Source organism: Thalassobaculum sp. OXR-137, from assembly GCF_034377285.1.
In the GTDB taxonomy this organism is placed as follows: Bacteria; Pseudomonadota; Alphaproteobacteria; order Thalassobaculales; family Thalassobaculaceae; genus Thalassobaculum.
On record NZ_CP139715.1, the window covers coordinates 4,076,242 to 4,089,372 of the forward strand.

Genomic DNA, 13,131 nt, shown 5'->3' on the forward strand with positions numbered 1-13,131 from the left:
ACACGGGAGGAACCGGTGAAGCTGCTGCTGATCCAGGGCGCCAACATGGAATGGCTGGGCCGGCGCCAGCCGGAAGTCTACGGCACCACGACCGCCGACGAGCTCGACGCCCTGCTGCTGGACGAGGCCAAGCGCTACGGCGTCGAGCTGGACATCTTCTATACAAACATCGAGGGCGAGGCGATCACCCGGATCTACCAGGCCGCCCGCGACGGGATAGACGGGCTGATGATGAATCCGGCCGGCTTCAACTACGCCGGATACGCCCTGCGCGACTGTCTGCGCGGCGTAGCGCTGCCCTATGTGGAAGTCCACATGTCCAACATCGAGCGGCGCGGCATCCCCTCGATCCCGTCCAGCGAGGCGGACGGGATGATCACCGGGATGGGCATCGATTCCTATCTGCTCGGCCTCGATGCCCTGATCCGGGTGGTGAAGAAGAAGCGGGCGGCCTGACCGCCCTCCCCGCGCTCAGGCTTCGGACATCCCGAAGGCCGCGCGGATCGACCGGGCGGAATCGGCGATGGTCTGGCGGGCCACGTCGACGATGGCGAAGGCCCGCAGATAGCCGTGGATCATGCCAGGATAGTCGATGTACTCGACCGGCACGCCGTCCGCCTTCAGCTTCTCCACATAGGCCCTGCCCTCGTCCTTCAGCGGATCGAAGCCGGCCGTGGTGACCAGCGCCGGCGCCACCCCGGCGAGGCTGTCGGCACGCAGCGGCGAGCAGAGCGGGTTCAGGCGCTCGGCCCGGTTCGGCGCGTAGAAGTTCTTGTACCAGTCCATCGCCGACCTGGTGAGGAAGTAGCCCTCGGCGAACTCCTCGATCGACCCGCCCTCGGCCGCCAGATCCACGTTGGGATAGATCAGCCACTGGAAACAGGGCGGGATCGGGTCGCCGCGGGTCTCGTTGCTGACCACCGCCGCAAGATTGCCGCCGGCACTGTCGCCGCCGACCGCCACCCGGCTTGCATCCACGCCCAGCGCATCCGCATTGGCCACCACCCAGCGGAAGGCGGCGATGGCGTCCTGTGCCGCGCCCGGGAACGGGGTTTCCGGCGCCAGGCGGTAGTCGATGGAGATCACCGTGCAGGGCACCGCCTCGGCGATCGCCCGGCAGATCGGGTCGTGGCTGTCGAGTGAGCCGAAGACCATGCCGCCGCCGTGGTAGTAGACCAGCACCGGCCCCGGGCTCTCCGCCGCATCCTCCGGCCGGTACAGACGGTAGGCGATCCTGCCGCCCGGTCCGTCGAAGCCGCCGTTCTCCACCGCGCTGAACCGTCCGCCATAGGGCTTGGCCCGGTCGACGGATTCCTGCACCCGGCGCCGCGCCTCGACCGGATCGTCCGTGTCGAACGGCGAGCCGATGTCGTCGATCGCAGCCATCAGCTCTACGCATTGCGGATCCAGCGCCATGGTCTTCCTCTCCTTTTGGGGCTTATCGGTGCCTGATGGAGGGATCGTAGCGCGCTGCCCCGCCAATGAGAACGGCCGCTCCGGAGATCCGGAGCGGCCGCTTTGGTCGTCGGTAGGCCCGGCCGCGTCAGCGGCCGAGGATCTGCTCGGGTAGCCAGAGTGCCAGGCCCGGGAACTCGAGCACCAGCAGGATGCCGATCACCTGCAGGGCCACGAACGGGACGATACCGAGATAGATGTCCTGCATCTTCACCGAGGAGGGTGCCACACCCTTCATGTAGAAGAGCGCGAAACCGAAGGGTGGCGTGAGGAACGAGGTCTGTAGGTTCGTCGCCACCAGGATGGCGAACCAATATATGACCTGTGCCTCTAGGAATTGCGTATCCGCCACTGTCACCGGGTCGGCATATCCAAGATGGTTGGCGAAGGCTGGCGCCATGGCTCGGATGATCGGCGCGAAGACCGGCAGGATGATCAGGGTGATCTCCAGGAAGTCGAAGAAGAAGCCCAGCAGGAAGATCGTGAACATCAGCATGAACAGCAGCGACCACGGATGCAGGTCGAGCCACTCGATGAATTCGATGATCAGATCCTCGCCATAGACGTTCCGGAAGATCGTAGAGAACGCCGTCGCACCGACGAAGATGAAGAAGATCATCGCGGTGGTAAGCGCGGTCCGGTGGATCACCTGGGTGAGGACCTGCTTGGACAGTGTCCTGTTGAACCAGGCGAGAATGAGCGAGCCGAAGGCACCCACGCCGGCCGCTTCGGTCGGCGTCGCCCACCCGGCGAAGATCGAGCCCAGCACCATGACGATCAGGAAGATCGGCGGCACGAAGCCCCGGAGCACGCCGCCCAGCATCGTGTCCCCCTCCAGCCGGCCGAGGATCATGCAGGCAGCGAAGATGACCAGGAAGCCGCACAGGCCCCAGTTGATGATGTCGTCGCCGAGGAATTCCTCACCGAGGACGGCCACGAGAACGACGCCGGCCACAACCATGCAGACCCGGCCGACGTTCTTCTTCTGCGTCGGTTCGAGCACGATGGCGTCGTCCGGAAGCGGCGGCGCCAGCTGCGGACGGATACCGCTGATCAGCAGAATGTAGGCGAAGTACAGGCCCGACAGCACCAGTCCCGGGAAGATCGCGCCGATGAACAGGTTGCCGACCGACACCGCGAGCAGGTTGGCCATGAGGACCAGCATGATCGACGGCGGGATCAGAATGCCGAGCGTCGCCGAGGCGGCGATCGTTCCGGTCGCAAGGGCCGGGTGATACCCGCGCTGCAGCATGGCCGGCAGGGCCAGCAGGGTCATCATGACGACCGAGGCGCCGATGATGCCGGTGGTCGCCGCCATGATCGTGCCCATGACCGTGACCGACAGCGCAAGCGCGCCGGGCACGCGCCGCAGCATCACCTGCAGAATGTGCAGCAGGTCCTCGGCCACCCGTGACTTCTCCAGCATCGTGCCCATGAAGACGAAACATGGAACCGCGACCAGGATTGGGTTCTGCACGGCACCGGAGGCACCGTCACCGCCCCAGACCCGCTGAATGACCTGGAAGAATACGGCAACATCCAGGAACTCGAGATAGATGGCGAGACCGCCGAAGATCACCGAAATGCCGCCGAGCGCGATGGCCACCGGCAGACCGGTGAACAGCGTCAGCGCCAGCGCCAGGAACATATAGGCGCCGATGAACTCGTAGAGGTGATCGTAGATCGCGTCGAAGAACTCCATCGGTCAGTCTCCACCACGCTTGAGGGCTTCTTCCGCCAGCCGGCGGGCCGCTGCGAGCTCTTCATTTTCGTCCGCGAAGATTTCCAGTCCCTCGAGCGCTTCGTCCCGCGCGTCCTGACCGCCGAACAAAAAGGCGATGAGGCGGAACAGCGTCGCCAGGATGGCCATCATGGTCACGATGAAGCCCCAGAGCAGGAAGCTCTTGATGAACCAACGCTGACCGATGCCCGTCATCGATTCCGAGCCCTCGCCCTGATGGAAGGACAGCTCGGTCATCTGGTAGGAGTAGAAGATCATCAGCACGACGAAGGGGAAGCCGAAGAACACCAGGCCCAAGACCTCGATCCAGGCCTGCGGTCGGCGCGGCAGCAATTCCCGGAACACATCGACGCGCACATGCGCATTGGCGAGATATCCGAAACCGAAAGACAGCATCAGCAGAGCCGCGTGGAAGTGCCACTGCAGGTCCTGCAGAATCGTCGAAACCGAATAACCGGACGTCGCCGTGTACTCGGCAAACAGCAAACGCGTGAAGTCGAGCTTCCGCGTGATGACGTCGAAAATGATCACCAGAATTAGAGGGATCATGATCCAGCCGATCGTCTTGCCGATCCACCTGGCGATCCCGTCCAGCAGTCCGGCGACGCTTAGAAGTGCACCCATCTCTCTGCTTTCTGTTGGTTGCTACGCCTCGACCCCGGCGCACAAGTGCGCGAGCCGCTCCCAATCTGACAGTCGGTAAAGAATCGGCGGCGATTTGCGCCGCCGAGTGCTAAGCAGTCAGAGCAGTCGGGGACGGCATGACCGTCCCCGACAAGGCGTCGTGAGGCTTACTTGAGGTAACCCATCTCACCCCAGACCTTGTACTCCTCGTGGAAAGCCGTGTAGCTGTCCCAGAGTTTCTGGACGTCGGGGTTCGCGGCGAGTTCCTCCTGAAGGACCTCTTCCCACTTCTCGCGCAGCGTGTTCAGGACCTCGTCGGACCACGTGACGTTGGTCACGCCTTCCTTCTGGTTGGCGATCATCGCCGCCGGCTGAAGCGCCTCGCCCTCGGCCAGCTCGACGCCGATATTGGCTTTGCAAGCGACCTCGAACTGGGCCTTCTTCACGTCTTCCAGCTTTTCCCAGTTGGCCCGGTTGACCAGGACCTCGTTGGTCGTCGACTGCTGGTGCCAGCCCGGGAAGTAGTTGTACTTCGCGATCTGATAGAAGCCGTAGGACCGGTCGATGGCAGGCATCGAGAATTCGGTCGCGTCGATCGTGCCGAGTTCCAGAGCCGGGTAGATGTCGCCGCCGGCAAGCTGCTGGGTGGACACGCCGAGCTTCTGCATGACCTTCGCGCCGACGCCGAAGAAGCGCATCTTCAGGCCCTTCAGCTGGTCGAGGTTCTCGATCGGCTCACGGAACCAGCCCGAGGTCTCCGGCGGGATCATGCCGCAGTAGAAGTACTCGATGCCGTCGCGGCCATAGAGCTCCTTGCCGATCTCGACGCCGCCGCCGTACTGCAGCCACGCATTGAACTCGAGGGCGCCCGGACCGAACGGCCAGGTGGACAGGAACGCGAAGGCCGAGTTCTTGCCCTGGTTGGCACCCGGCGTGCCGTAGGCGGCGTCGAACGCGCCCTGGCTGATCGGGTCGTAATAGGCGTAGCCGCCCGCAAGCGCGCCCGGCTCGAACAGCTTGATGTCGAAATCGCCGTCCGAGATCTTGTTGACCCAGTCGGTGATACGCACGCCGACCGGACCCAGCACCGCCACGTTCGTGCCGAACGCCGAGTGCATTTTCCAACGCACTTTTTTCGCTTCGGCGTCGCCCGCCCCGGCAGACATCAGGAACGCAGTGGCGGCAACCGCCAACCCTGCCTTTTTCAGGATATTCAACGACATAGAGGTAACCTCCCTATTTTTATTGCGGATTATTTTTTGTTTTGCCCGCATTTCACGATCAACACGATCGATTGATCGCGGACACCTTACCGGAAAACGTCCGGTTTATGTCAATAGACCATTTGCCAATTGGCAAGGATAAGGGGGTTGTCGTCTCACCGTTGCTGTTTTGAAGCATAAATGGATGTGGAATTTCCATCTGAATTCTGTGGTTTAACTCAAGTGGCCTTGGACCTGCTCCGCGGTCGGGATCGGCGCCACGGCACCGTATCCGGTGGTGGTAAGCGCGGCGGCGACCGCGGCATATCGACCCGCCGCGACGGGGTCGGCGCCGACTGAAAGTTGAGCCAGGAAAGCGCCGTCGAACGTATCGCCGGCCCCGGTGGCGTCCACCGGCACGACCGGATGTGGCGGGACGAGAATCCGTTCGTTCGCGGTCGCGATCATCGCTCCGGCCTCACCCATCTTCAGGGCGACGATCCTCGGCCCCATGGCGAGATAGGCGTCGACGATGGAATCGGCATCCTCCAGCCCGGTCAGCACCCGGGAATCGTCGATCGACGGCAGGGCGACGGTGCAGCCGGCCATCGCCGCATGCATGGTCTCGCGGGCGGTCTCCAGATCCCAGAGCTTCAGCCGTAGGTTGGTGTCGTAGGCGACCTCGCAGCCGGCCTCCCGCGCCGCCGCGATCAGCGCCATTCCGGCGGCGCAGGGTCCGGGCCCGATCGCCTGGCTGATCCCGGAGAGTTGGACGATCCGCGTCCGCCGCAGCGCCTCTCTCGGCAGGTCGGAGGCGGTGTATCGGCTGGCCGCCGACCCGGCGCGGTAATAGGCGAAATCGCGTCCCGCCGGGCTGGGAGTGATGATGTAAAGGCCGGTCGGCGCGGCGGAGTCGACCCGCACGAAGTCGGTCGCCACCCCCTCGCCCTGCCACAGCTCGCGCAGTTCCCGGCCGAAGGCGTCGTCGCCGACCGCGGTGATGTAGCCGGTCCGCGCCCCCTGCCGGGCCGCCGCGATCGCGCAGTTGGAGGTGTCGCCGCCGTATCCGGCCTTGTAGTCGCCGGACCCCATGCGGGTGAGTTCCACCATCGCCTCGCCGAAACACAGCAGGTCGAATTCCATCCTGTCTCTCCTCCCCGGACGCGTGCCAATCGGCGGTCTTTCGCCGCGCCGGCACAGCCTATGGCGTGTTCCACAATGCGAAAAGCTCACCTTGGCGGCTTGCGCGCTGTCCGGGCTTCGGGCCACCATCGTGCCCGGCAAGAGCGTGGGCCTCCCGGCACCACCAACGACAAAGCATTCATAGGGAAGAAACGATGACCGACATCACGGCGGCTGATCTCGAACGCCTGACCGAGTGGGACACCCCCACCATCTGCAACGGCCTGGAAGTGACCAACCCGGAGCGCCGCGCCCTGGGCTTCACCACCGGCGTGATGGTCTGCGCCTTTCCCGAGCTGAAGCCGATCTGCGGCTACGCCCGCACCGCCACGATCCGCGCGATGGTGGCCCCGAAGCGCACCGCGGCGGAGAACGTCGCCTCGCGCCAGGCCTATTACGAGTATGTCGCCAATGGCGGCCCGGCCCCGTCGATCTCGGTCATCCAGGACCTCGACAGCGAGCCCGGCTTCGGCGCGTTCTGGGGCGAGGTGAACACCTCCATCCACAAGGGTCTCGGCGCGCTGGGCGTGATCACCGACGGCTCGATCCGCGATCTCGACGCCAGCGCGCCCGGCTTCCAGCTCCTCGCCCGCAAGGTCGGGCCGAGCCACGCCCATGTCCATGTGGTCGATCACGGGACCCAGGTGAACATCTTCGGCATGGTGGTGAATGACGGCGACATCGTCCACGCCGACCGCCACGGCGCCGTCGTGATCCCGGCCGACGCGGTGAAGAAGCTGCCGGACGCCATCGACCTGCTGACCCGCCGCGAGGCGGTGATCCTGGAAGCGGCCCGCGCCCCCGGCTTCACCTTCGACAAGCTCAAGGCCGCCATGGGCCAGTCCGCCGACATCCACTGAGGCGGGCCCCATGAGCACGAACAAGAAGAAGGTGCTGATCGTCGGCCCGATCCACGAGCACGGCATGGCCCTGCTCGAAGGGCGCGACGACATCACGGTGGAGGTCATCGACACCCTCGACCCCGAGGTGATCAAGCGCCACGCCGCCGACGCCCACGGCATCGGCGTGCGGGTCGCCCAGATCAACCGCATGGTGATCGACAACGCCCCCAACCTCCAGGTCGTCTCGCGCCATGGCGTCGGCTACGACAGCGTCGATATGGACGCCCTGACCGAGCGCCGGATCCCGCTCTGCATCGCGCCGCGCTCCAACGCCCCGTCGGTGGCGGAGCAGGCGATGATGTTCATGCTGGTCCATGCCAAGCAGATGCATGTGCTGGACCCGATGGTCCGGGCCAATACCTGGAACCGCCGGTCCGAGGTCGAGGCGTTCGACCTCGCCGGGCGCACCCTGCTGATCTGCGGTCTCGGCCGCATCGGCTCGCGGCTGGCCAAGCGGGCGCTGGCCTTCGACATGAAGGTGTTCGGCTACGACCCCTATATCGACCCCGAGAAGATTCGGGCGATGGGGGTCGAGCCGGTGGCCGATTTCCACACGGTGCTGGGCGAGTGCCACATGGTCAGCGTCCACTGCCCGCGCAACAAGGAGACCATCGGCCTGATCGGCAAGAAGGAGATGGATGCCCTTCCCGCCGGCGCGCTGGTGATCAACTGCGCGCGCGGCGGCATCGTCGACGAGCCGGCGCTGCTGGCGGCGGTGACGTCCGGCCATCTGGTCGGCGCCGGGCTCGACGTGTTCGACGTGGAGCCGGCGGTCGACCATCCGTTCTTCGGCGAACCGAACATCCTCATGACCCCCCATTCCGCGGGCATGAGCCTGGAGGCACGGCAGCGGTCCTCTTACCAGACCGTGGAGAACATTCTGGCGGTCTTCGACGGCACTCTCGACCCCGACGTGGTCGTCAACAAGGAGGTCCTCGGCTAAGAGGCCCCCACTACCGGAGGAAACATCATGAAAAGCCGCCTGCATGACGTCTGGGCAGCCGACCGCGGCGCGCTCAACGGCTGGCTCTCCATTCCGTCCACTGTGACCGCGGAGTTCGCGGCGCTGCAGGACTACGACAGCCTCACCCTCGACCTGCAGCACGGGCTGGTGGACTACCAGAGCGCGCTGGAACTCATGCAGGCGGTGACCGGGTACGGCAAGACGGTGCTCGCCCGGGTGCCGTGGAACGAGCCGGGCATCATCATGAAGCTGCTCGACGGCGGCGCGCTCGGCATCATCTGCCCGATGATCAACACCGCCGAGGAGGCCGCCCGCTTCGTCGGCGCCTGCCAGTACGCCCCGCGCGGGTACCGCTCCTCGGGTCCGACCCGGGCCGGGCTGATCTATCCGGACTATTTCAACCAGGCCAACGACACGATCGTCACCCTGGCGATGATCGAGACGGTGCAGGCGGTGGAGAACCTGGACGCGATCCTGGCGACCCCGAATCTGACCGGCATCTATGTCGGCCCGGGCGACCTCGCCGTCTCCATGGGCAAGCCGCCGGCGCTCGACCACACCGACCCGGAGATGGTCGGCGTGATCGATGGCGTCCTGAAGAAGACCAAGGCCGCCGGCCTGAAATGCGGGATGCACTGCCTCAGCCCGGCCTACATGGCCGACGCGGTGAAGCAGGGCTTCGACTTCGTCACCCTCGCCAGCGACGTCCGGATTTTCACCGCCGCCCAGGCCGCCGGCGTGGGCGAGTTCCGCAAGCTCGGCGGAGGCGATCGATGAGTTCCGCCCCCTCGAAGGCGGTCCGCCGCGAAGGCAAGGAGGTCTTCGTTCCCGTCGAGGTGATGGAGCGGGTCGGCAAGGCCACCTTCGAGGCGAGCGGCTGCTCGCCCAAGGAGGCGGAGACCATCATCACCCGCCTCGCCGGCGCCAACCTGCGCGGCCATGACAGCCACGGCGTGATCCGCGTGCCGCGCTACGTGCAGTGGATCGACGACGGCCGCCAGGTCCCGAACCAGCACATCGAGGTGATGCTTGACCAGCCGAGCTTCGCCGTGATCGACGGCCGCTTCGGCTTCGGCCAGAGCATCGGCGAGCAGACCGTCGATATCGGCATCGCCAAGGCCAAGCAGCACGGCGTGGCCATGACCGCCCTGCGGAACTCCGGCCATCTCGGCCGCATCGGCGACTGGGCCGAGCGGGCGGCGGCGGAAGGCATCGTGTCGATCCACATGGTCAACGTCCGCGGCTCGCTGATCGTCGCGCCGTTCGGCGGCGTGGACCGGCGCGGCAGCACCAACCCGTTCTGCGCCGGCATCCCGATGCCGGACGACGACCCGATCATCCTCGACTTCGCCACCTCGCTGGTGGCCGAGGGCAAGGCGCTGGTGGCGCTCAAGGGCGGCAAGCCGCTGCCCCCGGGCTCGCTGGTCGATGCCGACGGCACGATCACCAGCGATCCGAAGCCGCTCTACGGCGAGACCCCACCGGGCCAGTATCCCGACCCGTCCAGGGGCCCCGGCGCCCTGCGCGCCTTCGGCGACCACAAGGGGTTCGGCATGAACTTCCTGATGGAGATGATGGCCGGCGCCCTCACCGGCTCCGGCACCGCCGGTGCGCTGGGCGAGGAGCAGAATCGGCCGTTCTGCAACGGCATGTTCTCGATCTACGTGAACCTGGAGGCGGTCACGGGCGTGCCGGCCCATATGGGCCACCCCTTCGCCGAGGAAGTCCGCAACTACGTGGAATTCGTGAAGTCGGCCCGACCGACCGAGCCCGGAGGCCATGTGCTGATCCCGGGCGAGAAGGAGAAGATGGTCATGGCGGAGCGGCTGAAGACCGGCCTTCCGCTGGCGGCCGAAGCCTGGGACGACATCGTCGCCACCGCCCGCTCCAAGGGCGTGAACGACGTGGAGATGACCTAGAGTGGTTGGGGGTCGGCCCGGGTAACGGACCGACCCCTTCCCTTGTCGTTTCAGCTTACCGCCACGCCGTCGCGGCCGATCACCCGGTCCCGGCCCGCGCCTTTGGCGTCTCGCAGCCGGGCCTCGGCCGTGGCGCAGATCCCGTCCAGATCCCGACCGTCCTCCGGCCCGCTGGCCACGCCGATGCTGACCGTCACGATGGCGCCGTGGTCCGACAGATCGGCCCGGGCGACGGTCCGGCGCAGCAGCTCCGCCAGATCGACGGATGTGGGGTGATCGAGCCCCAGGGCGACGATGGCGAAGGCGTCGCCGCCGTGGCGGAACAGATGGCAGCGCCCGTCGCCGAGCGTCCGGTTCAGCAGACGGGTCAGGTCGCGCAGGATCACGTCGCCTGCCGCCCGGCCCTCGCGATCGTTGATCCGGCGCATGCCGTCCACGTCCAGCACAAGCACGCTGACCGGCTCGCCGGTCGCCAGCGCCGCCTCGGTCAGTTCGTGGCCGAGCGAATCGAATCGCCCGCGGTCGAGGGCCCCAGTGAGCCGGTCGCGGCCGCGGCCGCCCAGCAGGTCCAGATACCGCTCGCGATAGGTCAGCGTGTCGAACACGTCGGAGAGCTGCAGCGGGGTGAGATCCCGCCGGCGGCGCTCGATGAGCCGCAGATAGGCGTAGACCAGAATGCTGAAGACGACGGCCGCCCCCATCTTCGCCGCCCAGCCGCCGTACAGCACGTGCCAGGGCGCGCCGGTGACGTAGTGCAGCGCCAGGAAGAATCCGAGCTGGTCGAAGGTCAGCATCGCCGCCGAAGCGAGGAAGATCCGGATGAGCTGACGGTTCCGCAGCCAGCGTCCCAGATGCTCGTAGAGCAGGATCACGCCAATGGCATCGAGGAACAGCAGCGTCGTGCCCCAGACCATGAGCCAGCCCATCTCGTCCACGAAGGCGATGTTCGGCTCGCGGCCCGGCACGGCCGGCACGACCTCGTGGTTCCGCAGCACGATCACGAGGCCGACGATCAGGAAGTTGCCGATCAGCAGGCCGTAGATCGGCTGACGCACGGTGGCGGCGTCCTCCTTGATGTACAGCAGCAGGATCATCAGCAGCTTGCCGGAGAACAGGATCGTGGAGCCCGGCGAGATGATCCCGAACGGCAGCTGGATGTAGAACACCGCCGCCAGATAGGTCTCCAGGAAGTGCATGACCCCGAGCGCGCAGAGGAACACGCCGAGTCCGACCCGGCGCCGCGCCCAGAAGAGCGCGCCCATGACGCCGAAATACAGAAGCGCCTGGACCAGAAGCAGGAGAACGTTGCTGGTTTCCAGCGTAATGGCCATGGGAACGCGGTCCTTGGTGCAGGTTCGAGAACAGTCCTACACGCCTGCCCTACGGCCGACAACGCCTGCCGATGCGCATCGCCTGGAGATTCGTTTCACGGACACTCGGGGCGCCGGAATCCCGGTGCCTTGGGGTCAACGTGAAAAAGCCCCGATGCGGGGCATCGAGGCTCGTTCAAAGTCTTGAGCCGGCGTTCGGTGAACGCCGTCGGACCGGGATCAGACCCGCTCCTTCACCTTCATCACCTGGCGACCGCGATACATGCCGGTCTTCAGATCGATGTGGTGCGGCCGGTGCAGCTCGCCGGTGTCCGGGCTCTCAACGTAGGCATCGGACGTCAGCTTGTCGTGCGCCCGGCGCATGCCCCGCTTGGACGGGGTAGTTTTACGCTTGGGAACCGCCATCGTTCGCACTCCAATAGAAACACGGTGCCGCGGGCACCCCCGCAGCGGAGCGCGGTATATACGGAACTTGGCGCAGCGACGCAAGGGTTCCTGTCCAGCGCCGACACATAAAGGTAACTTGCCCCCAGGTTCCTCGCCGCATACTCGACTCACCCCAAAGGCCGTTCAAGTTCCCGCCATGTCCCTTGTCTTCAGAAATGCCCGGATCGTCCTTCCCGATGCCGTGATCGACGGCACGCTCGCCTTGGACGGAGCGCAGATCGCCGCCGTGGACGACTCGCCGGCCGCGCCGCCGGACGCGGTGGATTGCGACGGCGACTACCTGCTGCCGGGACTGGTCGAGCTGCACACCGACAACGTGGAGAAGCATTTCCAGCCGCGCGCCCAGGTGTTCTGGGACGCCGTCTCCGCCGCCGTCGCCCATGACGGCCAGATCGCCACCTCGGGCATCACCACGGTCTACGATTCGCTCTGTCTCGGCCTGTCGGAGAAGGGCGAGCTGCGGGCCGCCCATGTGGGCCCGATCATCCAGGGAATCGTCGACGCGCGGCAGGCCGGGATGCTGCGGGCCGACCACCGGATCCATCTGCGCTGCGAGGTGATCGGCGAGGACGTGCTGGATCAGTTGAGCGACTACGACGACAACGCGCTGATCGGGCTGGTCTCGCTCATGGATCACGCGCCGGGCCAGCGCCAGACCGCCGATATCGAGGTCTGGCACCGGCTGCGCCGCGAGGTGGACGGCCAGAGCGAGGAGCAGATCGCCGAGGCCTACGAGCGCCTGACCGCCGCCTCCCGAGACCTCGGTCCGCGTCAGCGCAGGGCGGTGGCCGACTGGGCTCGCGCGCGCGGGATCAGCCTGGCCAGCCACGATGACGAAACGGAGGAGCATGTGCGGGAATCGGCCGAGATCGGCTGTTCCATCGCCGAGTTCCCGACCACGCGGGTCGCCGCCGAGGCCTGCCGCGCCCATGGGCTGGCGGTGCTGATGGGCGGCCCGAACCTGGTCCGGGGGCGGTCCTCCTACGGCAACATCACCGCCCGCGATCTGGCGGCGGCCGGGCTGCTCGACATCATCTCCTCGGACTACGTGCCGGCGAGCATGCTGCACGGGGCCTTTTCGCTGGTGGAGCATGTGGCGGGCTGGGACGTGCCGCGCGCCGTGGCGACGGTGACCGCGACGCCGGCGCGGCATGCGGGTCTGGACGACCGCGGCGTGCTGGAGCCGGGCAAGCGGGCGGATCTGATCCGCGTGCGGCTGATCGACGGCCGCCCGGTGGTGCGTGGCGTCTGGGTCGAAGGCGAGCGGGTCGCGTAAGGCAGCGGGGCCGGCCCTTCGACACGTCCCCCGGCTGACCGCCGGGGTCCTGCTCAGGGCGAGGTCCGTTAAATTTTCATATGGTCGT

The 13,131-nt window shown here is 66.3% G+C and carries 13 protein-coding genes; 6 read left to right on the top strand and 7 right to left on the bottom strand.

Going from position 1 to position 13,131, the window contains the following annotated elements:
• Positions 1–15: 15 nt before the first annotated feature.
• Positions 16–456, top strand: coding sequence for a type II 3-dehydroquinate dehydratase (locus T8K17_RS19065; protein WP_322331313.1), 441 nt, complete (start codon positions 16–18; stop codon positions 454–456).
• A 15-nt stretch (positions 457–471) separates the two neighbouring features.
• On the opposite strand, the gene T8K17_RS19070 is transcribed toward T8K17_RS19065, so the two are convergent.
• From T8K17_RS19070 to T8K17_RS19090, 5 genes are all read right to left on the bottom strand, one after another.
• The gene (locus tag T8K17_RS19070) at positions 472–1,416 is read right to left on the bottom strand and encodes an alpha/beta hydrolase (RefSeq protein ID WP_322331314.1); all 945 of its coding nucleotides are present in this window, start codon (positions 1,414–1,416) and stop codon (positions 472–474) included.
• 127 nt (positions 1,417–1,543) lie between these two features.
• Positions 1,544–3,157, bottom strand: coding sequence for a TRAP transporter large permease (locus T8K17_RS19075; protein ID WP_322331315.1), 1,614 nt, complete (start codon positions 3,155–3,157; stop codon positions 1,544–1,546).
• A 3-nt stretch (positions 3,158–3,160) separates the two neighbouring features.
• On the bottom strand, positions 3,161–3,820 hold the full coding sequence (locus tag T8K17_RS19080; protein WP_322331316.1) for a TRAP transporter small permease subunit: 660 nt from the start codon (positions 3,818–3,820) through the stop codon (positions 3,161–3,163).
• 167 nt (positions 3,821–3,987) lie between these two features.
• Complete coding sequence (locus T8K17_RS19085) at positions 3,988–5,043, bottom strand: TRAP transporter substrate-binding protein (RefSeq protein ID WP_322331317.1); 1,056 nt, start codon at positions 5,041–5,043, stop codon at positions 3,988–3,990.
• 213 nt (positions 5,044–5,256) lie between these two features.
• Complete coding sequence (locus T8K17_RS19090; protein ID WP_322331318.1) at positions 5,257–6,165, bottom strand: sugar kinase; 909 nt, start codon at positions 6,163–6,165, stop codon at positions 5,257–5,259.
• Positions 6,166–6,359: 194 nt separating this feature from the next.
• Between T8K17_RS19090 and T8K17_RS19095 the strand changes: the two genes are divergently transcribed.
• Genes T8K17_RS19095 through T8K17_RS19110 form a run of 4 tightly spaced genes read left to right on the top strand, consistent with a single transcriptional unit; the run spans position 6,360 to position 9,989 of the window.
• A complete protein-coding gene (locus T8K17_RS19095; RefSeq protein WP_322331319.1) occupies positions 6,360–7,064 on the top strand; it encodes an RraA family protein in 705 nt (234 codons plus the stop codon).
• Between the two features lie 10 nt (positions 7,065–7,074).
• Positions 7,075–8,049 carry a hydroxyacid dehydrogenase gene (locus tag T8K17_RS19100; protein WP_322331320.1) on the top strand — a complete coding sequence of 325 codons (975 nt, stop codon included), beginning with the start codon at positions 7,075–7,077 and terminating at the stop codon, positions 8,047–8,049.
• A 27-nt stretch (positions 8,050–8,076) separates the two neighbouring features.
• On the top strand, positions 8,077–8,847 hold the full coding sequence (locus tag T8K17_RS19105) for an HpcH/HpaI aldolase family protein (RefSeq protein WP_322331321.1): 771 nt from the start codon (positions 8,077–8,079) through the stop codon (positions 8,845–8,847).
• Positions 8,844–9,989, top strand: coding sequence for an Ldh family oxidoreductase (locus T8K17_RS19110; RefSeq protein ID WP_322331322.1), 1,146 nt, complete (start codon positions 8,844–8,846; stop codon positions 9,987–9,989). The genes T8K17_RS19105 and T8K17_RS19110 overlap by 4 nt, the downstream gene beginning before the upstream one ends.
• A 50-nt stretch (positions 9,990–10,039) precedes the next feature.
• Here T8K17_RS19110 and T8K17_RS19115 read toward each other — a convergent pair whose 3' ends face one another.
• Positions 10,040–11,320, bottom strand: coding sequence for a GGDEF domain-containing protein (locus T8K17_RS19115; RefSeq protein WP_322331323.1), 1,281 nt, complete (start codon positions 11,318–11,320; stop codon positions 10,040–10,042).
• A gap of 219 nt (positions 11,321–11,539) precedes the next feature.
• A complete protein-coding gene (gene rpmF, locus T8K17_RS19120; RefSeq protein ID WP_028794936.1) occupies positions 11,540–11,725 on the bottom strand; it encodes a 50S ribosomal protein L32 in 186 nt (61 codons plus the stop codon).
• 178 nt (positions 11,726–11,903) lie between these two features.
• Here rpmF and T8K17_RS19125 point away from each other — a divergent pair, with 178 nt between their 5' ends.
• Positions 11,904–13,043 (top strand): alpha-D-ribose 1-methylphosphonate 5-triphosphate diphosphatase, encoded by a 1,140-nt coding sequence (locus T8K17_RS19125; RefSeq protein ID WP_322331324.1) that lies wholly within the window; start codon positions 11,904–11,906, stop codon positions 13,041–13,043.
• Positions 13,044–13,131: the final 88 nt, after the last annotated feature.

Bases quoted from the DNA above. Each gene is read 5' to 3' on its own strand.
- T8K17_RS19070 (WP_322331314.1), bottom strand. From the start codon at position 1,416: ATGGCGCTGGATCCGCAATGCGTAGAGCTGATGGCTGCGATCGACGAC.
- T8K17_RS19075 (WP_322331315.1), bottom strand. From the start codon at position 3,157: ATGGAGTTCTTCGACGCGATCTACGATCACCTCTACGAGTTCATCGGC.
- T8K17_RS19080 (WP_322331316.1), bottom strand. From the start codon at position 3,820: ATGGGTGCACTTCTAAGCGTCGCCGGACTGCTGGACGGGATCGCCAGG.
- T8K17_RS19085 (WP_322331317.1), bottom strand. From the start codon at position 5,043: ATGTCGTTGAATATCCTGAAAAAGGCAGGGTTGGCGGTTGCCGCCACT.
- T8K17_RS19090 (WP_322331318.1), bottom strand. From the start codon at position 6,165: ATGGAATTCGACCTGCTGTGTTTCGGCGAGGCGATGGTGGAACTCACC.
- T8K17_RS19095 (WP_322331319.1), top strand. From the start codon at position 6,360: ATGACCGACATCACGGCGGCTGATCTCGAACGCCTGACCGAGTGGGAC.
- T8K17_RS19100 (WP_322331320.1), top strand. From the start codon at position 7,075: ATGAGCACGAACAAGAAGAAGGTGCTGATCGTCGGCCCGATCCACGAG.
- T8K17_RS19105 (WP_322331321.1), top strand. From the start codon at position 8,077: ATGAAAAGCCGCCTGCATGACGTCTGGGCAGCCGACCGCGGCGCGCTC.
- T8K17_RS19110 (WP_322331322.1), top strand. From the start codon at position 8,844: ATGAGTTCCGCCCCCTCGAAGGCGGTCCGCCGCGAAGGCAAGGAGGTC.
- T8K17_RS19115 (WP_322331323.1), bottom strand. From the start codon at position 11,320: ATGGCCATTACGCTGGAAACCAGCAACGTTCTCCTGCTTCTGGTCCAG.
- rpmF (WP_028794936.1), bottom strand. From the start codon at position 11,725: ATGGCGGTTCCCAAGCGTAAAACTACCCCGTCCAAGCGGGGCATGCGC.
- T8K17_RS19125 (WP_322331324.1), top strand. From the start codon at position 11,904: ATGTCCCTTGTCTTCAGAAATGCCCGGATCGTCCTTCCCGATGCCGTG.